This window comes from Flavobacterium bizetiae (assembly GCF_902804475.1).
GTDB lineage: Bacteria > Bacteroidota > Bacteroidia > Flavobacteriales > Flavobacteriaceae > Flavobacterium > Flavobacterium bizetiae.
The window spans coordinates 52,332-73,968 of record NZ_CADCSU010000054.1 but is presented as its reverse complement, the minus strand read 5'-3'; the positions used below and the strand labels follow the sequence as shown (position 1 = coordinate 73,968).

Sequence of the window (21,637 nt, the reverse complement as noted above, 5' to 3'; positions counted from 1 at the left end):
GATAAGTACGTGTTTTTTTATCAGATTGATTTACGTTTTAACAGATTATCTTATTTTCATTTCGTAGCCAAAAAATTACATTTAAGCACATTTTTATCTAAACCAACAAATTTTTACAGGCCGTTCTTTTTTTTATAAAATTATTCTTACCGATTAAATTATCGATACGTAATAATTTTTCTTTTTCATGAATTTTATTTACCCAAATCTAGAATTACCTATATGAAAGCCAGAAAGTTACTATTAGCCTTATTTTTTTGCATTACGTATACCAGTCATGCCATGCCCGATCCCCCCGTACCTCAGCCACGAGGTATACCTCCGGTTGGTGATCCAGTACCCATAGATAGTGAAATCGCAATACTTTTTGCAATTGGAATTTTGCTTGGCATATTTTTTATCTTAAGAAAATCAAAATCAACAGTTTAATCTTTTATCATAAGTTATGAAAAAAACGATACTACTTATTTTGATACTGACCACTACAAAATCAGTTTCACAAATTTATTTCAGTCCAAGTGCATATATGTATGTAAAAAGTGAAGTACTTTTTGTTCAGCAGGATATTAATTTAGGCGCAGGCTCGAATTTGTATTTACGAAATAATTCGCAATTGGTACAAGGAACCACTGGAACTTCAACTAATAGCGGAACAGGAACTGTATCTGTTTATCAGGAAGGTACTACAAACAATTATAGTTATAATTATTGGTGCTCACCTGTTGGAGACCCTAGCGCTATAGGAAATGGAAATTTTGGGATCACAATGTTAAGCAGACCCACAACTTCTACTTCATCGCTAGCAGCGACTATACTGCCTGCTACCAATTCAGACGGAACGGCGAGCCCTTTGGCTATAGCCCAAAAGTGGATTTATAAACTCATTAATGCTACCAGTTATTCGCAATGGGTATTTGTTGGCGGAACTACGACATTGGCTCCCGGACAAGGTTTTTCTATGAAAGGTACAAGCGGAACCGATGGAACAGATCCTGAAGGAACCGGAGTAACGAATAATCCAGGAAGTGCGCAACGATATGATTTTAGAGGAAAACCAAATGATGGCGATATTACGGTAAACCTTCTTGCAAATAATACGACCTTAACTGGTAATCCTTATCCATCGGCATTAGACTTAAATGCTTTTCTTTTAGATGCATCAAACACTGCAAGCGGAGGTACAGCTTATTTTTGGGAACAAGATAAAACCGTAAACTCGCATACACTTATCAATTACAGAGGAGGTTATGAAGCATATTCTCCTGTAAGCAGAAACTCGCCTGGTATATATACTCCTGCCACTTTTAGTTCTTATAACGGAGATGGAACGGTAAACAATGGCGGATCAATATCTTCGCTTATTATCAATCGCAGATTCTCTCCTATTGGTCAGGGATTTGTTCTTAATGCTAATGCAAACGGAATTGCTACATTCAGAAATAGCCATAGGATTTTTGTGAAAGAAGCTCCTGGAGATTCTCAGTTTGAAAGAAATACTTCAAAAGGAAGTAATACTAAAAAAGAGCAATCTAATGAAGAAGCCGTTGAAGAGCTTTCATACCTTAGATTAAATACGATTATTAACAACCAATTTACGAGACAATTAGCATTGGCTTTTTTATCAACTGCAACAGATGGAGTTGATTATGGTATTGATGCTTTAAATATGGATGATGACTTGCCTAATGATGTTACTTTTAGGATAGAAGATGGCAGCTACGTTATTCAGGGAATCAATTATGATGACACAAAGAAAATTGCACTTGCTGTAAAAGTTGCTACTGCCACTACTTTTAAGTTTTTTATTCCAGAAGTCATCAACTTTGATCCAAATCAGAAGATTTATATTTATGATGCCCTTGATGATTCTTATCATGACGTTAAAAACGGAACTTACGAGGTTAGCGTTACTCCGGGCGTTTACAATGACCGCTTTAAAATTACTTTTAAAGATGCCACTACACTTGGTGTTGAAAATAATTCACTAAAACAATTTTTCATCAGTCAGGATAATATCAATAAGAATTTAAAGGCTTCAAATCCAAATAATTTTGCGTTGAAATCTTTTAAACTTTATGATGTCTTAGGCAAAACAGTATTGTCTAAAAAAGATTTGGGAACGGATGAAAATTATACTTTTTCTACCACGGGATTAAGCAGCGGAATTTACATTTCTGAATTCTTAACAACCGATAACCAAAGATTTACTGAGAAAATTGTCATTTCAAATTCAGGTAAATAAAATTTAAACATTGTATCAAAAATATACCACTAACTAATACTTAGCAATTATGAGAACTAAACTTACTTTACAGAATCATAAGACATTTTTATTGTTGTTTTTCTTTCTTGTTACTTTTATAGGAAATGCACAAATTGGGATTGGAACAACAACGCCGGATGCTACTTCTATTTTAGATATTACCTCTACAACAAAGGGAATGTTAGCTCCCAGAATGACAACAGTTCAGAGAAATGCTATAGCGACTCCTGCAGACGGATTAATGGTATATGATATTGATTTAAAAACATTTTATTATTATTCGACAGGTTCTTCTTCATGGTTACCAATAATCAGTGGCACACCCGGAAGAATTAATTTTAAACGTATAAAATCTACCGATAATTTGGCTATAGTTTTAGCCACGGAACTGGCTAATGGTGGAGGATCTAAATATCTTTTAAGCTCGAATACTTTATATGAAATAAATGGTATAGTATCGTTTAATTTTCCTATTGATTTAAACAATGCGTATGTTCAGGGATTAGATGCAAACGATGATATTATCATTCGTCCTACAGGCAATATTTTTGAAGGTGCAAATGGAGGAAGCATTAGAGGTGTAACTTTAACTGCTACAGCAGGAAATGTTTTTAATCTTAGCGGAGCTGCAACGCAAAACTTAATTTTTAGAGATTGTATCGTTACAGGTTCTAGTAGTGTAGGTACAATCTCCGGTTTTGGATTGGTCTTCTTAAGTATTATCCAATTTTCCGGAAATACAAACGGAATAACTTATAATAACATTACACAACTATTACTTAGTAATTTAGGATGGTTTGGTAATAATACAGGAACCTTCGAAAAATTAACCGGAATCTTTACATTAGTTGAAAAACAAGGTGGATTTAGCCAGGTTAATACTCCTGCGATAGGTTTTGATGTATCTGCAAATCCTACTATAAGTGGTGACGCAGTGCTAGAATCGGTTGTATTTACAGGAAGTAATACTACAGGATATATAAAACCATATACCACAGGAACGTATACAGGATATAATTTTAATAACAACTGGAATGTAAGGTGCGCTGGAATTCCTACTGAGTCTGATGCAAATGCGGTGGGGGATTTTGCAATTGATGGAGGTACTGGTTTCACTACATTTGGAGGAGCAAATCCTACTGGTACTGTAAAAGTTCCCGGAACAACTACATCTTATAATTTATTTCGATTTTCTACAGACTCGGGTATAAGTAATCGATTGAAATATTTAGGAAAAAAGAAAAGAATTTTTCAAATTTCAGGCTCTATAACTTCTCAATCTACCAATACAGGAGTTTATGTCATTTCTATTGGCAAAAATGGAGCCCCATTAGCTCAATATAAAATTTATGCCAGACTGAATGGTGGCCTTCTAGTTACTGATGTAGTTGTTGTTCCTATAAATGGAACTGTTGAATTATCAAATAATGATTATGTAGAAATTTGGATACAACGTAGTTCAGGTTCGGGTGATGTGACAATTCTAAATACGGCAATTAATATCAAGTAATCATTTGAAAAAGGGAATAGAAAACAATTCTATTCCCTTTTTCATTTGAATTTATATTAAAACTTAATAGCAATCTTCCCAATAGTTTTTCCAGATTCCAGTAACTCATGAGCTTTTTTAAAGTTATCCGCTGTAAGCCCGATAAGCGTTTTGTTTACAGTAGTTTTTAATGTTCCATCATCTAAAAGATCCGCTATTTTATTGAGAATAGTATGTTGTTCCTGAATATCATCAGTTTCAAACATCGAACGCGTGTACATTAACTCCCATGAAAAGGAGGCGCTTTTATTTTTTAGCTTGTTCAGCGCTACAGGATCACTACTTCCGGTAATAGACGCAATATGTCCTTGAGGTTTTATCAATTCGACCATCGTATCCCAATACGCATTCGTATCAACAAAATCTACAATAAAATCTACGTATTGAAATCCTGCTTCACGAACCGAAGCAATCAAATCTTTATGATCTACCACAAAATCAGCACCTTGTTGTTTACACCAATCGATAGTTTCCGGGCGAGAAGCCGTTGCAATCACCATTAAACCTGCAATTTTCTTAGCGAGCTGAATCGCAATAGAACCCACTCCGCCAGCACCACCAATAATTAAAATCGATTTTCCTTTGTCTTTTTCAGGATTGATTCTGATACGATCAAATAGTATTTCCCAAGCCGTTAAACCCGTTAAAGGTATTACAGCAGCTTCTTCGATAGTTAAAGACGTTGGTTTTTTCCCTACAATTCGTTCATCGATAATCTGATATTCGGCATTGCTTCCTTGTTTTGTAATATCTCCGGCGTAAAATACGGAATCGCCCACCTCAAATAAACGAACGTTTTCTCCTACTGCTTCAACAATTCCTACGGCATCCCAGCCAATTATTTTTGGCGTTTCTAAAACAGTATCTTTTGCACTATTCTGACGTATTTTAAAATCTACAGGATTTACAGATACGGCACTTATTTTTACTAATAAATCATGCGAACCCGGAATAGGTTTTGCAGTTTCAAATGCTACAAAGCTCTCTTCTTCAGTTATGGGTAATGATGTTTTAAATCCTATAGCTTTCATCTTTTTAATTTTTTAGTTGTCATTGTACTACAAAGATACTAGCAGATCTAATTTTAAGAATGGTATAAGTTGATTGTATATCTGTATATTTTTATCAGCTCAAAAACTCTTTCATTATAACATACAAAAAAAGCCAATTTTACAATTGGCTTTCTTTTTTATAAAATAATGTGATTAAAATTGAGCAGCAAATTCCTTTGCAAAATCTTCTAATTTAATTTTTCCATCAACTGGAAATTGGTTGCTTAAAAAATGTTCCTGAATCTTACCGCTTCTTAAACCTGAACCCATTTCTGCATACAATTCGGCCATTTCTATTGGCAATCCTGCTTCTTTCATTCCGCCAAGCGCCTGTTCATCGGTAAACTCAATCCAAGGTAATTGTGGTTTATCAATAGCTAAACCTAAAGTTTTTGCGACGTCACCTGGCGTTTTTACATCACTTACGATATAACGGATGTTTTTTCCTGATAGAGTTTTTTGTAATTCTTCAGCAACTGCATTTGCAATATCAACCGGATGCACAAACGGAATCACAGTTGTAGCTCCATAATTAGAACCTATAATCCCCGCCCCTTTAATCATCGGAACATCATTGTACAAATTGGTATAGAAAAATCCGGCACGAAGAAAAGTCAGCGATACATTTTCTAATCCTTCATATATTTTTTCGATATTATAAAGTCCCGCAATTGGTCCTGTACCTGTAGGTAAATCGGCACCAATACTACTTAGCATTACCACTCGCTTTACTCCTGCTTCGCTAATTGCAGTTACCAATGCTTGTCCTGCGGCTGTTGTATTAGCAATAATATTAGATCCTCCTAAATTTGGCGGAGTCATTGCAAAAACGGAATCAGCGGCTGTAAAAGCGCTTTTTAAAAAACTTAGATCGCTTACTGAACCTACAGCTGCTTTTGCACCTAGCGCTTCAATTGCTTCAACTCTGTCAGTATTGCTTGTTATTACGGTTACTTCATGGCCTGAAGCAATCAATTTTGTTGTTAACGGTTTTCCTATATTTCCTAAAGAACCTGAGATTGTAATTTTCATAACTAATTTATTTTTTTATTATCTGTAACAAAGGTATATTTGTACTTACTTTTATACAAGTACTTACCCTAAAGTATGCAAATGACAGCAATCAAAGAATCGTCGACTATTCAGGAAAATAAGCAATATGCCTTAGAACAATGTCCTGTAACTTATGTAATGGAAAAAATTGGCGGCTATTGGAAACCCATTATTATCTACCATCTTTCGGGCGGAAGCAAACGTTACAGCGAGTTAAAAAGAGCCATTCCGGCAGTGACTGAAAAAATGCTCATTCAGCATCTCAAACAGCTCGAAGCAGATAATCTCGTTATTCGCGAAGCAAAACCAGTTGTTCCTCCTTTTGTAACCTACAAACTTAGTAATGCAGGAAAAGGCTTAATGCCTGTTATAGAAGCGATGGCAACATGGGCTTTTAAGGATAAAGAAGATGGCTTTAAGTCAGAATCTGGGCTGTAGTATTTATAAAAACTGGACTATACAGTTACTTGCCATCTTATTATATTTACGTAAAAATACATCCAAAAATGAAAAACATATCAATACCACAAGCAGGTTTAATTTTACGAATAGTTTTAGGAATCACAATGCTTTCGGCCGTTGCAGACCGCTTCGGACTTTGGGGCTCGCCGGGTGATCCGGGAGTTGCATGGGGAAATTGGGAAAATTTTATTGCCTATACCCACACACTAAATCCTTTTGTAAGTACATCTGTTGCTGGAATTTTAGGCACTTTGGCCACCTTCTTCGAAATAACATTTGGAGTTTCACTAATCATCGGATTCAAAACAAAATATGCCGCTTTGGGAACTGCCGCATTAATGCTTCTTTTCGCAATATCCATGGCCGTTTCTGTTGCTGTAAAAGCACCTTTTGACTATTCGGTTCTAACAAATGCTGCGGCGGCTTTATTGCTTTCTACAATTAGCAGAACTTCTTTTGCAGTCGATAATAAGTAAAAAATTCATTATAATAATTTGTAGCTAATCCAGCCATCCACTATATCTTTTGTGGTTCCCGATAGCTATCGGGACCACCACAAAAGGATGCCGCTGCTGTCTGAGCTATGGCACTCGTTTTCATAAAAACCTTTATTTTAAAGAAAAGCAATTATAATTTTAAAACATTAATAATGAGTATTTTATAAAACAAAATTAAGAATCATGTAAAGGATTAAAAACCTAAACCGCTAATTTTGAAATAATTAATTATTAACGAAATAAATGAAATTATGAAAACGCTAATCAAATCAAAAATCGCATTTCTTTTTATCTTAATCGGACTTTCATTTTCGTGCAAGAAAAATGAAACAATCCCGGCAGACAATACATACGTAGATTCTACCGAAGTAGCAATAGATAGTGTAGACACTGCAATAGATACAGCAACTGTACCAGCAGATACATCTGCCATAAAAAGAGATTCTGTCGCAAAAGCAAAAAAATAGATCATGATCCTGTTTAGTAAAGGATTCAGACTATTGTTTTTATAAAAACTCCATTATTGCAATGGAGTTTTTTTTTGTGGCATTTATTATAAGTACTTTGCTTTTAATGGCACACGGATGACACGGATTCGCTTCGCGAAAACGCGGATATTAACGGATTTTTTTATTTTACTCATCACAGCTACCTGCAATCTTGTCATCCTGACGAAGGAAGGATCACACGCGGGATTCTACAAAGATTGGCGATACAGATTGCGGCATTTCTTGTGCGATCTTTCGTTCCTCAAGATGACAAACTATACGAAAATATTATTATGAAAACGAGTGCCCTAGCCCCGATAGAAGTGAAAATCCTTTTTATTTTTTTCTTTAAAAAATAAAAAGATTGGAACGAATTGCTTCGCCAGTTCGCTCTTTCAGGCTCGGGTGCGGGATTAGCTCCTAAAAATTATAAAAACAAAAAAAAAAACAGAAGCAACTTTCTAAAAAAGTTACTTCTGTCAAAAAAAATAGTTCCAAATCTAAGCTCTTATTCGGGGCAAAAACAAGTTTTAGTCTTTGATAATATTAAATCCTAAGATTCTTCCGCTTTCTTTTAAACGGAAAGTTTCTTTTGTAGCTCCTGAATTTGGGTTGTATTGTGTAACACCAGAGAAACCATCTGTAGCATTGTTCGATAAGAAATAGATTTCTCCGTTATGAAAAAATGGATTTTGGTTGCAATAGAAATTATCAACCGGAATATTCAAACGAGTTGCTTTTTTAGAAGTCGCGTCAATTTCGTTCCAGAACCAAACATCGTCTCTGTATTTCACACCATGTTGTCCGCCGCCGTAGTAAGAAACTGCTCTTGAAGGAATTGTAGTGTAAACTTTGTTATTGTAAGCAAATAATCTGTTGAATTCTGCCGGAAATTGGTAGGTTTTCATATCAATTGCAAATGTGGTATCAAACGTAGTGGCACCGCTTTTAATTCTAAGAATTTTAGACGAATAATCCGCCGGTTGCGTTTTCATATCTCCAACAGTAGCAAAATATAAATCTTTTGTTACCTCATCAAGACTCCATAAAACGTGATCGATAAATACCCCTAAATTCGTAGTTCCAGGCAATTTAGTTACATTTTCGATTTTGTTTGCAGTCAGGTCATAAACTACAATTGCAACCTCTTTTGTTACCGGAGTTACCTGCCAGTTTCCTGCTGCTTTAGAACCTAATAATAAGTCTAAGTACAATTTATTATCTCTTTTAGCAATAATCAATTGTCCTACAGATTCAAGCGGTTGCCCTTCTGACAGAGAACTGAAATCAATTTCGCCCGTTCTTTCCATAGTCGACGGATTAAACTTTTGCAATTTCAAACCACCTCTTACTTTATCCCAGTAATATCCTTCAGTAGCACTTGCAATAAGGTAATTGGTTTCGTAAGCGTTAGAAAGAGAAGGCAAAAATCCCTGATCTACCACATTTCCGGCAGCATTGAATCCCATTTTGTTAATTCCCTGCTTCGTGTTCGAAACGTCATTTACTTTAAAAAGTGTTTTATCTAAAGTTCTACCTCCACCTGAATAAGCCAATTGAAGAAACGGAAGTCCTGAAAGGTTAATTTCTCTTGATTTATTATCTCTTAAGGCATAAACACCACCACTCCAGTTAGCGGCTCCGTTATAAATAACCCAAGTTTCATTTTTTGGTAAAGTATTGTCTGTGTTACCGTTATCTGTTTTATTATCGTCGTCACTGCTACAAGCAATAACAAGCATACCGGCAGCTAAACATGCAAGTATAGAACGAAATCTGTTACTCTTTTTCATAATTAATTTCTGATTTATGGTTGATTTAAAAAATTTGATATACTAGTTTAAGGTGGAAAGATCTTCCTGGTTTCTGAACATTAAAATTGTCATACAACTTCGCGTCTCCAATATTGCGGCATTCGGCAGAAACAGTAGTTTTTTGATTCGAAAAATGATAATACACACCAAGATCATTAGAAAATTGTCCCGTTCTTCCATCTTTAGGAATGATCAGAGAAGTCTGAAAATCTTCGACTTTTCCAAATAAAGAAGGCTCTTGATTTTTAGGAATTGCGACTAAGAAAAATCGATGAGTATAATTGGCATTCCAGCTTATATTAAGATTATCTCCGCCTTTAAACAAATCTTTGAAATAAGTATTGACCCAAAAGTTCCCGAACAAAAACGGAATATTTGGCACGCGAGAATCTTCAAGATATTTAAAAGTAGCTTCCTTAATATTAACTCTTCTGATATCCTGATAGGTTACATTAAATCCTGTATTTAGCCATTTTACTGGATAATAATTGGTTTCGAACTCAAAACCTTTAACAATCGAATTTTCATAATTAATGTATCGGCTAAACGGAATATCAAGCTGAAGGAAAATAATATCTTTTACTTTTCTGTAAAAAAGTCCACCCGAAACTGTTAAGCTTTTATTTTCTTCATTAAAAGAATATTGTGCATTTAGATTCAAATTATGACTCTTTTCAGGATCAAGATTTAAGTTTTCTTTTACCAGTCTGGCATCTCCAAAAATTTCATATTCATCTGGTAAACGAGTCGCATATTCGTAGGACATCTTTAGTAAATAATGATCGTTTGACCATTTTAATCCACCCAAATAACCCGGCTGATTGTCATCTTTGGTAGCTTTCCAGGCAAAACCGTAATTATCTGTCGTAAAACCTTCTGTGTTGTAATGGTAATATTTGGCAGCAACAATACTTTCAACTTTACTGTCAAACCAAAGAGAACGCCAGGCTACAGCCAGATTGTCTTTTTTGTAAGTGGCCGGAATCGTTAAAACATCAACACCTTCTATAACCGAAATTGCTCCTAGCGGATCACTTCCTTTTCGTCTTTGATAATACAACATCTCACTAAACTCTAAAAAGTTGCGGTCTGAAAGTTTGTATTCTGCGTTTAATCTTGCCGAAACAAAATTGTATTTCAATCGCTGATCGTTTCCGGTATTAATTTCTCCCGGTTGCATATTTCTCGCGATTATATTGCCGCCCCAGTCATAACGAACGGTTGCTGTATCAATAAATTTGGTATTAAAATGACTGTAATTAGCGAGGAAATTAACCTTTAGTTTATTATCAAAAAATTGCTTTTTATAATTCACCATTCCGGTATAGTTTTGCTCTTTAGAAAATGCCTGACCATAAACATTAATCATTTGCGCGTCGTTCTGAATTTGTTTGTAAAACTCCGAGTAAATCAGTGTTAAACGAAAATCATCTGCCCAGGATTTATTTTTTAAACCAATAAAACCCTCGCCATAAAAAGCACGCGTAAGATCATGAAAACGTTTGGTATCTCTAAATTCCTGCTTGCTTGTATTGATATCATAAAAAGGTGCATTAACCGTATAATTGTTATCAGAATAATTAAAAGAACCATTAAACCCTCCGTACAACGAATTATTCTTTTTATTTTGAAAGTAAAGATTTGCAGTTGCTCTGTGGGTATTAAAAGAAGCAATTTCATAAGATCCCTCAGCGTAGTTTTTATTGGAAGTACGACTTACTAAATTCACTCCACCACCCAAAGCATCAGAAGCCAGATAAACCGGCATAACGCCTTTGTAAATTTCAACCCTGTCGAGCATATTTACCGGAATTGTACCAAGACTAAACCCATGCCCGAATAACTCAATTGGAATTCCATCCTTAAAAAAACGAACTGCTTTTCCTTGTAAACCTCCCAGGTTTATTTGTACCTGCGAGCCCATGCTTCCGTCAGTTCTTAGTTTTACGCCCGAAGTTCGGTTCAGGATATCGCCAACATCTCCGGCTTTGTCATATTGTTTTTTAAGATCTACAACCTGAACAGAAAAAGGAGATTCTTCTATTTGTTTTTTGACGGTTTTTGATTGTACAACAACTTCTTTTAACTTTGCATCAGCATTAGAAACATCCAAAGTAAATTTGAAATGTTCGTTATCATTACATAAAACCGAAATGGCACGTGTAATTTTTGAAGTTCCGTTTTTTGATAATTCGACTATATGATTTCCGGCAGAAAGCGAAAGTTCTAAAGTTCCGGAACTATTGGTAAGTCCCATTGGTTTATTATCTACCAAAATGGTCGCTCCGGATACAGAGTTTCCAAGATTATCTTCAATATGAATATAAATCGGACAAGCATTTCCGGAGAAAAAACCAACCAATAGCATAAACATAAGGTTTAATTTAATTGTCAAACTGTTTTTATTTAAACTGATTATAAATTATATTTGCAAGTGCAAAAGTATTTGATTACTTATGGATGTACTTATGAAAGTGGAAGTATTAATTATGAATATAGAAGTATAATAATGGCATTTAAAATTGATTCAGATGATTTTACAGACTTTCTTGAGGTAATTCCTAAAGAACAAACTTTACTTTCAAATCAATTAATTGAAGATGAAAAAGATATAAAGTTCGTAACACCAAAAGGCGATATTTTATATCATGAACAAACCATTACAGAAGACTTATCGATTCTGCAAGGAAATTATCAGCTTCACGATGATGTTGCGATTTCCGGACGAGGAGATTCCTCACTTTTAGAAATGCATTTTAATCTTTCTGATCAGGGAATTGGATACAAAAACACTACAAATTCTGCTGATTTTGTTGCGCCAATGTCGGGTAATATCACGTTTCTTTCTGCTCAGGATAATCACGCTAAAATCAATTTCAAAAAAAATATCATTTACAACACTTTCGATATTCATCTTCCTCTTGATGTACTTACCAAATATGAGGGAGAATCGAAAGCAATGGATAATTTCCTGAATAATATCCAGAAAAATGTGAGTTCGACTCTGGCAAAAGGCGAGATCAAAATAAGCGCCAAAATTTTTGGTGTAATGCAGGATATTAAAAACTGTTTTTACCGCGGACTTACCCGAAAAATCTACATGGAATCTAAAATTTACGAGCTTATTGCTTTAAGCCATTATAGTTTAGATACTGATAAAGAAGCGATGAATTTAGCCGGAAATGATGTCGAAAAAATAAAATTTGCAGCACAATTAATTCGCGAGAATATCGATCATCCTTTTACTATTGTAGAATTGGCCCGCAAAGTTGGCGTAAACCAAACCAAACTCAAAGAAGGTTTTAAAACCGTTTTTGGCGATACGGTTTTTGGCTATCTGCAAGAAATCAGAATGAACAAAGCCAGACATTATCTCTCTGATACATCGCTTTCTATTCAGGAAATCAGCCTTCTTTCAGGTTATCAGAATGTATCCAACTTTAGTATTGCTTTTAAAAGGATTTTTGGCTATCCGCCAACGAAATTGAGGTTGAAAGTATAGTAAAATAAAGTACCCAATTACAAAATCACGATGGCGCTAAAATAACGTTTTCGCATTTTTAAGCTTTATTTAAGCTCCTAAATCCATCGCGAACAAATATCAATTCGTAAATTAGCACCAACAAAATTTATCCGAATGACAGTACTTACATTTACCCTGATTATGATTCTTGGTGCTTTTTTAGCAGGTTTTATTGGCTCATTATCAGGCTTGGGTGGCGGAATCATCATAATTCCCCTTTTAACAGTTATTCTTGGCGTCGACATTCATTATGCAATTGGTGCCGCTTTGGTTTCTGTAATCGCAACTTCCTCAGGTTCAGCCGCAGCTTATGTCAGGGAAGGAATCACGAATATGCGACTGGGAATTTTTCTTGAAATTGCCACAACTATCGGAGCTGTTTGCGGAGCTTTACTTTCTACCATCGCTCCTACTTCATTTATAGCCGTATTATTTGGTCTTACTTTGATTTTCTCGGCTATTAATTCGCTTCGAAAAAAAGAAGAACATATCGTTTTAGAATCATCTCCTTTGGCTAAAAAATTACGACTTGAAGGAACTTATCCTACTCATAACGGACAAGTGGTACATTACGGAACCAAAAACGTAGTGGGTGGTTTTGGAATGATGGGAATCGCCGGAATGATGTCAGGTTTATTGGGAATAGGTTCTGGTGCTTTTAAAGTAATTGCGATGGACAATATCATGAGAATTCCTTTTAAGGTTTCGACTACAACCAGTAATTTTATGATGGGTGTTACGGCAATGGCGAGTTCTGTAATCTACATTCAGAAAGGATATATCGAACCTGGAATTTGTATGCCAGTTGTTATTGGTGTTTTGTTTGGGGCTATGGCCGGAGCAAAAGTGCTGGTAAGAACAAACCCTAAAAAACTAAGAATATTTTTTGCGTGCCTGATTTTTGTGCTTGCAGTGAACATGATATACAACGGACTTAATGGAAAAATCTAAGACAATGCAACACGAAAAATTTGGAGAAAAAGATTTTCAATACATCATTGGTAATTTATTGCGTTACGGTGTCTGGATCTCATTGTCAGTCGCTTTTATTGGCGGAATTGTTTATTTGATGGGACACAGCAACGATATCGAAAACTATTCTGTTTTTAAGGAAAATGACCGTAATATATTCGAAGTAATTTCAACCATTTATAACGGAGCTATTCAGGGAAATGGAGAATCATTAATATTCGTTGGGATCATCTTACTTTTTCTAACGCCTGTATTACGTGTTTTACTATCGCTATTTTCTTTTCTTTTAGAAAAAGATTATCTGTATGTAGTAATCACATTAATCGTTATTTTGATTATTCTCATAAGTGTTTCCTTTGGATTTTCGCATTAGATAAAAAATATTTGCCACAGATTAAAGGATTGAACAGATAAAAAAATCTTAACTAGACTTGTAATTATTACTAAGATCATTCATCGGGCCTATGTATCATTAGATACAAAATATTGGTAAAACAAAGTACGCAAATAGATATTTGTGCCGTTAGGTACAAAGTCTTCGTGTAAACTAAATAGAAGAATAAATATAACATGGATACCAAAAGCCATAATTAACTTTTGTTGCGTTCCTACGGCACGCTGACCAATCTTAAACTTTAAAAAGCTACCGATATTTTGTACCTAAAGGCACAAATTATTTAGAGACTATTTTTGACTAATTGCCCCAATCGTTTTAGATCTAATTCTACTTTTTCTTTCCATTCTAAACCAAAATTAAGACGCATACAATTATTGTATTGATCGTGTTGCGTAAAAATTCTGCCCGGAGCAAAACCTATTTTTTGCTGAATCGCTTTATCGTACAAAACCGCGGTATCAATACTTTTATCGAGTTCAAGCCATAAAAAAGAACCTCCTTGTGGTTGCGAAATCTTAGTGTTTTCCGGAAAATGATCTTCGATCGTACGCTGAAAATGAAGCGAATTAGTATATAATGTACTTCTTAAATTTCTTAAATGATGATCGTATCTTCCGTGCTCTAAGAAATCGGCAATTACCTCCTGATACAACGAAGGCATACAAACCGTGTGCGCCATTTTTTGCCTGATGATTTTGTCTTTGAATTTTCCCGGTGCCACCCATCCTACGCGATATCCCGGTGCCAGAGTTTTAGAAACTGATCCACACCACATGACGATTCCCGCTTCGTCATAATATTTACAAGGTTTTGGCCGAACTGTTCCAAAAAACAAATTACCGTACAAATCATCTTCGATTAAAGGAACATTGTGATAGGTAAGCAATTCTACCAGTTCTTTTTTATTTTGATCCGGCATTAAACTCCCTAACGGATTACTGAAATTGCTCATAAAACAGCAAACATCAACCTTATGAATCACTTTTTTCAGAGCCTCTAAATCCACTCCCGTTGTAGGATGTGTAGGCAACTCGATAATATTAAGTCCCATATTCTGCGCCACCTGAATGATTCCAAAATAAACCGGACTTTCAATGGCAATGGTATCGCCACGTTTGGTAACCGCCATTAAACAATTAAAAATAGCATTCATAGCTCCCGAAGTCGTTACAAAATCGTCTTCAGTCAATTTCCCTTCTAATACAATAGCCCACTTCGCAACATTACGTCTCAAATTGGCACTTCCCTGAACAGGTTCGTAACTTGTACCGCTTTCGGCCAGATTGCGCACCACTTTTGCGAGACCTTTATTAAGTTTGGCAATAGGCAGCAAACTCGGATCGGGAACTCCAATCGAAAATCGGGTAATATCTTTATCGCTCAAACTATCAAAAACCTTTGTGATTAAATCCTCTGAAGTTGTTTTTTGTTCCGATAATTTAAGCTTATTCATAGAAGGGATTAACAGCTTTCTATTAGAAGTTTTACTCACATAAAATCCTGATTTAGGACGGGATTCTATCAGCGATTTACTTTCTAATTCTAAAAATGACTGTTTTATGGTATTCAAACTTACATCGTGCAATTTTTGCAAGGCACGAATAGAAGGCAGTTTATCTCCGATTTTTAAAGTCTCGGAGAAAATCTGCTCTTCGATAATATTTGCAATTTTTAAGTATAAAATCTCTTTTGCCATTTCTTTGAATCTGTATCTGGTAAATTTACAAAAATTACATCTGTAACCCTCTAGTATTAATTACAACTATTTAACCAATTCGATAATCTTTCGATAGCATTTTGAAGTTTAATCGTGCGTGTTTCCGGATCTGCAAACATCGAATCAAACGTTTTTTGGGCATGAAATTTTAAATCGTGCTCTGCTTCGATACTGTAAAATTCTTTTTCCCAATACGAATTAATTTCAGTTTCCCCTGCTTTATTACGTATTACAAATGCATAACCAATTACTCGATTTTCGAAGCAAGCAATGCTTAAAGGAAGTCCAAAATGATCTGTAAAAGGCGATAATCCTGTTTTAAAATCATCATGATCATGCTTCTTATTCTGATAAATATTTACAACAGATTTTAATGAAGACACATCGATTGGATTAAATTGAATGTTGGTGGTAGTAGTGGTATCCATTGCTATAGTTGTTTAAATTCTATTCAAAATTACTACTCAAAAACAGCGGGACACAGATACAAAAATCATTTAATTTCAGGGTACAGATGATAAATTAATTACGATTCTTTAAAGTACCATTTCATAACAGAAAAAATAAAATTTAATATCTTTACTATATGATAGAAATTGGTATAGACAGTTTTGCTTCGGCAATGTACGGAGACAACAACACTTTGAGTAGTGTCGATGCGATGGAACAATTATTACAAAGAATCGAACTGGCTGATCAGGCTGGTCTTGACGTTTTTGGAATTGGAGAACATCATAAAAAAGAGTTTTTAGATTCGGCTACAGCCGTAATATTAGGCGCTGCTGCTGCACGAACCAAACGCATACGATTAGCAAGCGCTGTTTCGGTTTTAAGTGCTGCTGATCCGGTCAGGTTATACCAAAATTTCTCTACACTCGATTTAATATCAAAAGGAAGAGCCGAGATTGTTGTAGGCCGCGGATCTGCAATCGAAGCTTATCCCCTTTTTGGTTATAGCCTAAATGATTACGATGCACTTTTTAGCGAGAAATTAGACCTTCTTTTGCAAATTAGAGATAATGAATTTATCACCTGGTCGGGAAAATTTCGTCCGGCGTTGAATAATCTCCCAATATACCCCAGAGCTTTACAGGAAAAATTACCTATCTGGCTAGGCGTTGGCGGAACTCCTGAGTCCTTTGTGAGAGCAGGATCGCTGGGCTTACCTTTGATGGTGGCTGTTATTGGTGGACAAACGTATCGTTTTAAACCTTTGGTCGATTTGTATCGCGAAGCCGGAAAAGCCGCAGGTTATAAACCCGAAGAACTTAAAGTAGGTTTACACTCACCAGGTTATGCAAGTAATACAACTCAAAAAGCGATCGAAGAATATTATCCCGGTTATGCTGAACTATGGACAAAATTAGGAAGAGAACGCGGCTGGCCTCCTGTAACCAAAGACAAATTTGATATGCTAATTGACGATCAGGGTGTTTTGGTTGTAGGTGATCCTGAACGTATTGCCGAGAAAATTTTACGCCACAGTGAATCACTAGGCGGAATTTCAAGATTTACATTTCAGATGGATAATGCCGGACTTACGCACACACAATTAATGAACGCTATAGAACTTATAGGGTCTAAAGTGATTCCGTTGATTCATAAAGGATAAATAGATTTTAGCCCACGGATTTCGCAGGTTTAAACGGATTGACACAGATTTTTTATTTGAAATAAATCCTATAATAACGTTTACCTAGTATTTAAAAATTTAATAAAACTATGAGTCTTTGAGCCTAAAAAAAAGCATCTGCCAATTGACAGATGCTTTTGTTTTGTAAAGATAAGCAAAATAAAAACCAGCGAAAACCTGTTTAAACCTGCTTAATCCGTGGGCTAAAAAAATTAAAATTTATACGTTACACCAACTCTAAAGTTTCTCGGTGCTTCTGTTTGCCAGTAATACGCTTCAAGCCACTCATAGTAAGAACCGCTGTAAAGATATTTATCTAAAATATTAAATACGTTTGCGGTAATTTTTATTTTTCCTGTTTCATAAGATAAACCTCCATCAAGTTTAAAATAGTTTGGTAATCTTTCTGATGCAACACTCCAAGTATCTGTTTCACGACCCGCAAGATAAGTACCTCCAATAGAAGCTCCTAATCCTTTTAGTTTTCCATCCTGAACCGTATAATTTAACCATGCATTTGCTGTATGTTTAGAATATCCCGGAACAACAGAACCTTCTTTTATAGTTGTAACATCAGATTCAAGTACAATAGATTCTGTAAAAGCATAATTAGCAATTAAATTAAGGCCATCAAATATTTTTCCTCTTAAGTCAAATTCAATACCCTGAGCTCTTTTTTCTCCAAGAACAACACTATATTGTTGACCACCCGGAATATTGTTCGGATCAGCAGTAAGTTCATTTTTCTTTAAAATATTGTAAGCCGATAAACTAGTATTCCAAGAACCATCAAACCAATCTTTTTTGATACCAAATTCGACATTGTTTCCAGTAAGTGGCTTTACATTACCATCCTTAACAATACCTGACTGCGGCGTAAAAGCCTGATCATATAATCCGTAAACAGCCAAATCATCTGTTACCGAAAAACTAACCCCTACACGTGGTGTAATATGGCTGTCTTCCTGTGTTTCTCCAAAACTTGACTGATTAATCCAGGTATATCTTGCAGCAAGAGTCAATCTTAATCTATTTTCAAGAAAACCAAGTTCATCCTGAATATATGCTGCTGCATATTCTGAGTTTATTTTTCCACCAGCTCTTACAGAAAGCGGCGTTGTATGATCAAAAGCAGGCATACCATTTGGTGGTGTCCCGTAATTTGGATTATAGACATTAAAAGGATTTGCCGGAGTATCAAGCTTATGAGATTGTCCCCAATCTGCCATATAATCTTTACTTCCTAAATCTACACCACCTAATACTTTATGGGTAACTGGTCCGGTAGTGAATTTTCCGTTTACAAATATCTGACCTAAGTACATATTACTTTCTGCATCCCAAATACTAACATTTCTTATAATATTGCCTACTCCAAGAGTATTTTGTTCTGAACCTACAGCGCTTGGCCATGAACTATATCCTTCCTGCAGATATTTAAAATAAGAAGTTTGTGCTGTTAGTTTCCAGTTATCATCAAACTTATGCTCAAACATAAAATATCCGCTATGATCTTGTATATTAGTATCCGGCAATCCTGGTTGTGTCATAGTAAATCCAACCGGTAAAGTGGCATATCCTTGAGATTTAGGACCAAATACGTAATAAGATCCAACCTCAGTCATGTTCGCATACTGAAAATTATATTCAGCTGTAATCTTTGTTTTATCATCAATTTGATATGTAATCACCGGAGCAATTACATAACGGTCGTTGTGCTCATAAGCTCTATGAGAACCTTTATTTTGTGCCGCTGCATTAAAACGGTACAATAATTTTCCTTTTTTATCCAGTTTGCCGTCAAGATCAATACTTGCTCGGTAAAAATCATAACTTCCTGCTATTACAGAAGCTTCACCTTTAGTGATTCCCGTAGGTTTTTTAGTTACTACATTATAAAGTCCGCTTGGGTCACCGCTTGAAAGCATAAATCCTGCCGGTCCTTTTACAAACTCAATATGATCTACAAAGCTCATGTCTTCTGTAAGAGGTCCCCATGAAGAAGAAACTACATTAAAACCGTTACGGAAAGCCTGAACCTGAGAACCACGCATCTTTATATTCGTGTATAAATCTCCCCAGTGTTCTGAACGCACAGCACCACTCACGTTTCTAATCACTCCATCACTCATACTTGTAATTTGTTGATCTTTTAAAGTCTGAGCACTTATAATTTGAATGTTTTGCGGAATTTCAAGTACCGGAGTCTGAAGACGCAATGACAAAGAAGGCTTATCTTGCTTGTACTTATTTTTAGTAATAACCACTTCATCAAGATCTTCCTGACTTTCAGAAAGCATAAAGTTTTTAGTTACCGTTTGTTTTGCAGTCACAGTAATTTGAGATTCTGTCGAATGGATGCCTACAGCGTGAATACTAATTGTATAAGTAGCTGGCTTAACATTTTTAATTTCGTATTGTCCGTTTTCATTTGTAACGGCGCTATATCTTGTTCCTTTAAGAGCAACAGAAATGTTTTCTGCCGGAACATTTCCGCTTAAAGAAACTTTCCCTATTATTTTTCCCGCTTGCTGACTCATCATTTGTAATGAGCTTAAAAACATCAGAAAAAATAGTACCCTTTTAATACTTAATGTATTCATTTTATTTGGTTTTGATTTCGAGGGCAAAAGTAATAGCTAAATCCTTTTTAACCAAATTATTTTTAATTATTCTAAATAAGAATATAAAATATTCTAAATATCTTATAACCGAAATTCCAATCAAAATACAAACATCTAATTTTAAACATCTTACTTCTTACATTACCATTCAAAAATTATATTATCAAAAATCGATTTTCAGATAATAAATTGATGTTTTTTATTTAAACCCTTAAATTATAGCGAACTCTGCTTATCTTTAATCTGGAAAAAATTCTGAAAATAAAAATCTAAACTATGAATACCACGCATACAGTTAGAAAAGTTGCTATTGTTGGATACAACCGAATTCCGTTTGCCAGAGCTAATACGGCTTACGCCAATGTTGGAAATCAGGAAATGATGACGGCCGCGCTTGACGGACTTATCGATAAATACCATCTAAAAGGAAAATTATTAGGCGAAGTCGCCGGAGGAGCTGTAATTAAACACACTTATGATAATAACCTCATTAGAGAATGTGTTATGAAAACTTCGCTGGATCCTTCAACTCCTGCCTGCGATTTGCAACAAGCTTGTGATACCGGAATAGAAAGTGCTATTTATATCGCCAATAAAATTGCTTTGGGACAAATAGAATCTGGTATTGCCGGAGGTGTCGATTCTATTAGTGATATGCCAATTGCGGTGAGCGAAAAACTGAGAAAGATTTTACTGAATGCCAGAAAAGCAAAATCATTAGGAGAAAAAATCAAGCTGTTTCTACAGCTTCGTCCTAAAGATTTATCGCCTTTGGTTCCTAAAAACGAAGAATCGCAAACCGGACTTTCGATGGGCGGACATACTGAAATTACAACAAAACATTATCAGATTTCGCGTGAAGATCAGGACAATCTCGCGCTTAAAAGTCATTTGAATATGGCAAAAGCCTACGACGAAGGATTTTTTAACGATATGATTACTCCTTTTAACGGCTTGGATAAAGACAATAATCTTAGAAAAGACAGCACGATTGAAAAATTGGCTAAACTAAATCCCGCTTTTGATAAAATAAACGGAACGCTTACAGCAGGAAATTCGACTCCGCTTACAGATGGAGCATCTTGCATCCTTTTGGCCAGCGAAGAATGGGCAAAAGAACAAGGGCTTCCCATTTTAGCTTACATTACTTTTGCTGAAATCGCTGCTATCGAATATGTCAAAAATCAACAAAATCTGTTGTTAGCTCCATTATTTGCTGCCAGCAGAATGCTCGAAAAAGCAAACTTAAATCTACAGGATTTCGATTATTATGAAATTCACGAGGCTTTTGCTGCTCAGGTTCTTGCCACTTTAAAAATATGGGAAAGCCCCGAATTAAGCACACAGTTAGGATTAAAGAAAACTCTTGGAGCAATCGACAGAAATAAATTGAATGTAAAAGGAAGCAGTCTCGCCGCAGCGCATCCATTTGCCGCAACCGGAGGAAGAATCATTGGTGTAATGGCAAAATTATTAAACGAAAAAGGTTCCGGAAGAGGATTTATCTCTATTTGTGCTGCCGGAGGACAAGGTGTTACTATGATTATTGAGAAATAATAATTTACTCCAATATTCGTTTTTTTTGTGATGCAA

The 21,637-nt window shown here is 35.4% G+C and carries 17 protein-coding genes; 10 read left to right on the top strand and 7 right to left on the bottom strand.

Going from position 1 to position 21,637, the window contains the following annotated elements:
- Positions 1 to 445: 445 nt before the first annotated feature.
- Both FLACOL7796_RS05045 and FLACOL7796_RS05040 read left to right on the top strand, forming a co-directional pair.
- The gene (locus FLACOL7796_RS05045) at positions 446 to 2,242 is read left to right on the top strand and encodes a T9SS type A sorting domain-containing protein (protein WP_232067297.1); all 1,797 of its coding nucleotides are present in this window, start codon (positions 446 to 448) and stop codon (positions 2,240 to 2,242) included.
- Positions 2,243 to 2,291: 49 nt separating this feature from the next.
- Positions 2,292 to 3,773, top strand: a complete 1,482-nt coding sequence (locus FLACOL7796_RS05040; RefSeq protein ID WP_232067296.1) for a hypothetical protein — start codon at positions 2,292 to 2,294, stop codon at positions 3,771 to 3,773.
- Between the two features lie 56 nt (positions 3,774 to 3,829).
- Here the strand turns inward: FLACOL7796_RS05040 and FLACOL7796_RS05035 are convergent, their stop codons facing one another.
- Together FLACOL7796_RS05035 and FLACOL7796_RS05030 are read right to left on the bottom strand one after the other, a co-directional pair.
- A complete protein-coding gene (locus FLACOL7796_RS05035) occupies positions 3,830 to 4,843 on the bottom strand; it encodes a zinc-binding alcohol dehydrogenase family protein (RefSeq protein ID WP_173969739.1) in 1,014 nt (337 codons plus the stop codon).
- Positions 4,844 to 5,017: 174 nt separating this feature from the next.
- A complete protein-coding gene (locus FLACOL7796_RS05030; protein WP_173969738.1) occupies positions 5,018 to 5,896 on the bottom strand; it encodes an NAD(P)H-binding protein in 879 nt (292 codons plus the stop codon).
- Between the two features lie 81 nt (positions 5,897 to 5,977).
- Between FLACOL7796_RS05030 and FLACOL7796_RS05025 the strand changes: the two genes are divergently transcribed.
- The 3 genes from FLACOL7796_RS05025 to FLACOL7796_RS05015 all read left to right on the top strand — a co-directional run bounded on the left by FLACOL7796_RS05025 (position 5,978) and on the right by FLACOL7796_RS05015 (position 7,343).
- Entirely contained in the window at positions 5,978 to 6,355 is a 378-nt protein-coding gene (locus tag FLACOL7796_RS05025; RefSeq protein ID WP_173969737.1) for a winged helix-turn-helix transcriptional regulator, read from the top strand.
- A gap of 68 nt (positions 6,356 to 6,423) precedes the next feature.
- The gene (locus FLACOL7796_RS05020; RefSeq protein WP_173969736.1) at positions 6,424 to 6,855 is read left to right on the top strand and encodes a DoxX family membrane protein; all 432 of its coding nucleotides are present in this window, start codon (positions 6,424 to 6,426) and stop codon (positions 6,853 to 6,855) included.
- 272 nt (positions 6,856 to 7,127) lie between these two features.
- Positions 7,128 to 7,343, top strand: a complete 216-nt coding sequence (locus FLACOL7796_RS05015) for a hypothetical protein (RefSeq protein ID WP_173969735.1) — start codon at positions 7,128 to 7,130, stop codon at positions 7,341 to 7,343.
- Positions 7,344 to 7,894: 551 nt separating this feature from the next.
- On the opposite strand, the gene FLACOL7796_RS05010 is transcribed toward FLACOL7796_RS05015, so the two are convergent.
- Complete coding sequence (locus FLACOL7796_RS05010) at positions 7,895 to 9,157, bottom strand: hypothetical protein (protein ID WP_173969734.1); 1,263 nt, start codon at positions 9,155 to 9,157, stop codon at positions 7,895 to 7,897.
- 25 nt (positions 9,158 to 9,182) lie between these two features.
- Positions 9,183 to 11,573 carry a TonB-dependent receptor plug domain-containing protein gene (locus FLACOL7796_RS05005; protein WP_232067295.1) on the bottom strand — a complete coding sequence of 797 codons (2,391 nt, stop codon included), beginning with the start codon at positions 11,571 to 11,573 and terminating at the stop codon, positions 9,183 to 9,185.
- Positions 11,574 to 11,687: 114 nt separating this feature from the next.
- On the opposite strand from FLACOL7796_RS05005, the gene FLACOL7796_RS05000 reads away from it, so the two are divergent.
- The 3 genes from FLACOL7796_RS05000 to FLACOL7796_RS04990 all read left to right on the top strand — a co-directional run bounded on the left by FLACOL7796_RS05000 (position 11,688) and on the right by FLACOL7796_RS04990 (position 14,046).
- Positions 11,688 to 12,680 carry a helix-turn-helix domain-containing protein gene (locus tag FLACOL7796_RS05000; RefSeq protein WP_173969733.1) on the top strand — a complete coding sequence of 331 codons (993 nt, stop codon included), beginning with the start codon at positions 11,688 to 11,690 and terminating at the stop codon, positions 12,678 to 12,680.
- A gap of 135 nt (positions 12,681 to 12,815) precedes the next feature.
- Positions 12,816 to 13,652: a sulfite exporter TauE/SafE family protein gene (locus tag FLACOL7796_RS04995; RefSeq protein WP_173969732.1), complete on the top strand. Its 837-nt coding sequence runs from the start codon at positions 12,816 to 12,818 to the stop codon at positions 13,650 to 13,652.
- Positions 13,639 to 14,046, top strand: a complete 408-nt coding sequence (locus FLACOL7796_RS04990) for a DUF1634 domain-containing protein (RefSeq protein WP_173969731.1) — start codon at positions 13,639 to 13,641, stop codon at positions 14,044 to 14,046. Before FLACOL7796_RS04995 ends, FLACOL7796_RS04990 begins: the two co-directional genes overlap by 14 nt.
- A gap of 304 nt (positions 14,047 to 14,350) precedes the next feature.
- Here the strand turns inward: FLACOL7796_RS04990 and FLACOL7796_RS04985 are convergent, their stop codons facing one another.
- Entirely contained in the window at positions 14,351 to 15,766 is a 1,416-nt protein-coding gene (locus FLACOL7796_RS04985; protein ID WP_173969730.1) for an aminotransferase-like domain-containing protein, read from the bottom strand.
- Between the two features lie 56 nt (positions 15,767 to 15,822).
- A complete protein-coding gene (locus tag FLACOL7796_RS04980) occupies positions 15,823 to 16,215 on the bottom strand; it encodes a hypothetical protein (protein WP_173969729.1) in 393 nt (130 codons plus the stop codon).
- 161 nt (positions 16,216 to 16,376) lie between these two features.
- Here FLACOL7796_RS04980 and FLACOL7796_RS04975 point away from each other — a divergent pair, with 161 nt between their 5' ends.
- Positions 16,377 to 17,399, top strand: coding sequence for an LLM class flavin-dependent oxidoreductase (locus FLACOL7796_RS04975; RefSeq protein WP_173969740.1), 1,023 nt, complete (start codon positions 16,377 to 16,379; stop codon positions 17,397 to 17,399).
- Positions 17,400 to 17,632: 233 nt separating this feature from the next.
- On the opposite strand, the gene FLACOL7796_RS04970 is transcribed toward FLACOL7796_RS04975, so the two are convergent.
- Positions 17,633 to 20,023: a TonB-dependent receptor gene (locus FLACOL7796_RS04970; RefSeq protein ID WP_173969728.1), complete on the bottom strand. Its 2,391-nt coding sequence runs from the start codon at positions 20,021 to 20,023 to the stop codon at positions 17,633 to 17,635.
- A 297-nt stretch (positions 20,024 to 20,320) separates the two neighbouring features.
- On the opposite strand from FLACOL7796_RS04970, the gene FLACOL7796_RS04965 reads away from it, so the two are divergent.
- Positions 20,321 to 21,601 carry an acetyl-CoA C-acetyltransferase gene (locus FLACOL7796_RS04965; protein ID WP_173969727.1) on the top strand — a complete coding sequence of 427 codons (1,281 nt, stop codon included), beginning with the start codon at positions 20,321 to 20,323 and terminating at the stop codon, positions 21,599 to 21,601.
- The last annotated feature ends 36 nt before the right edge of the window (positions 21,602 to 21,637 follow it).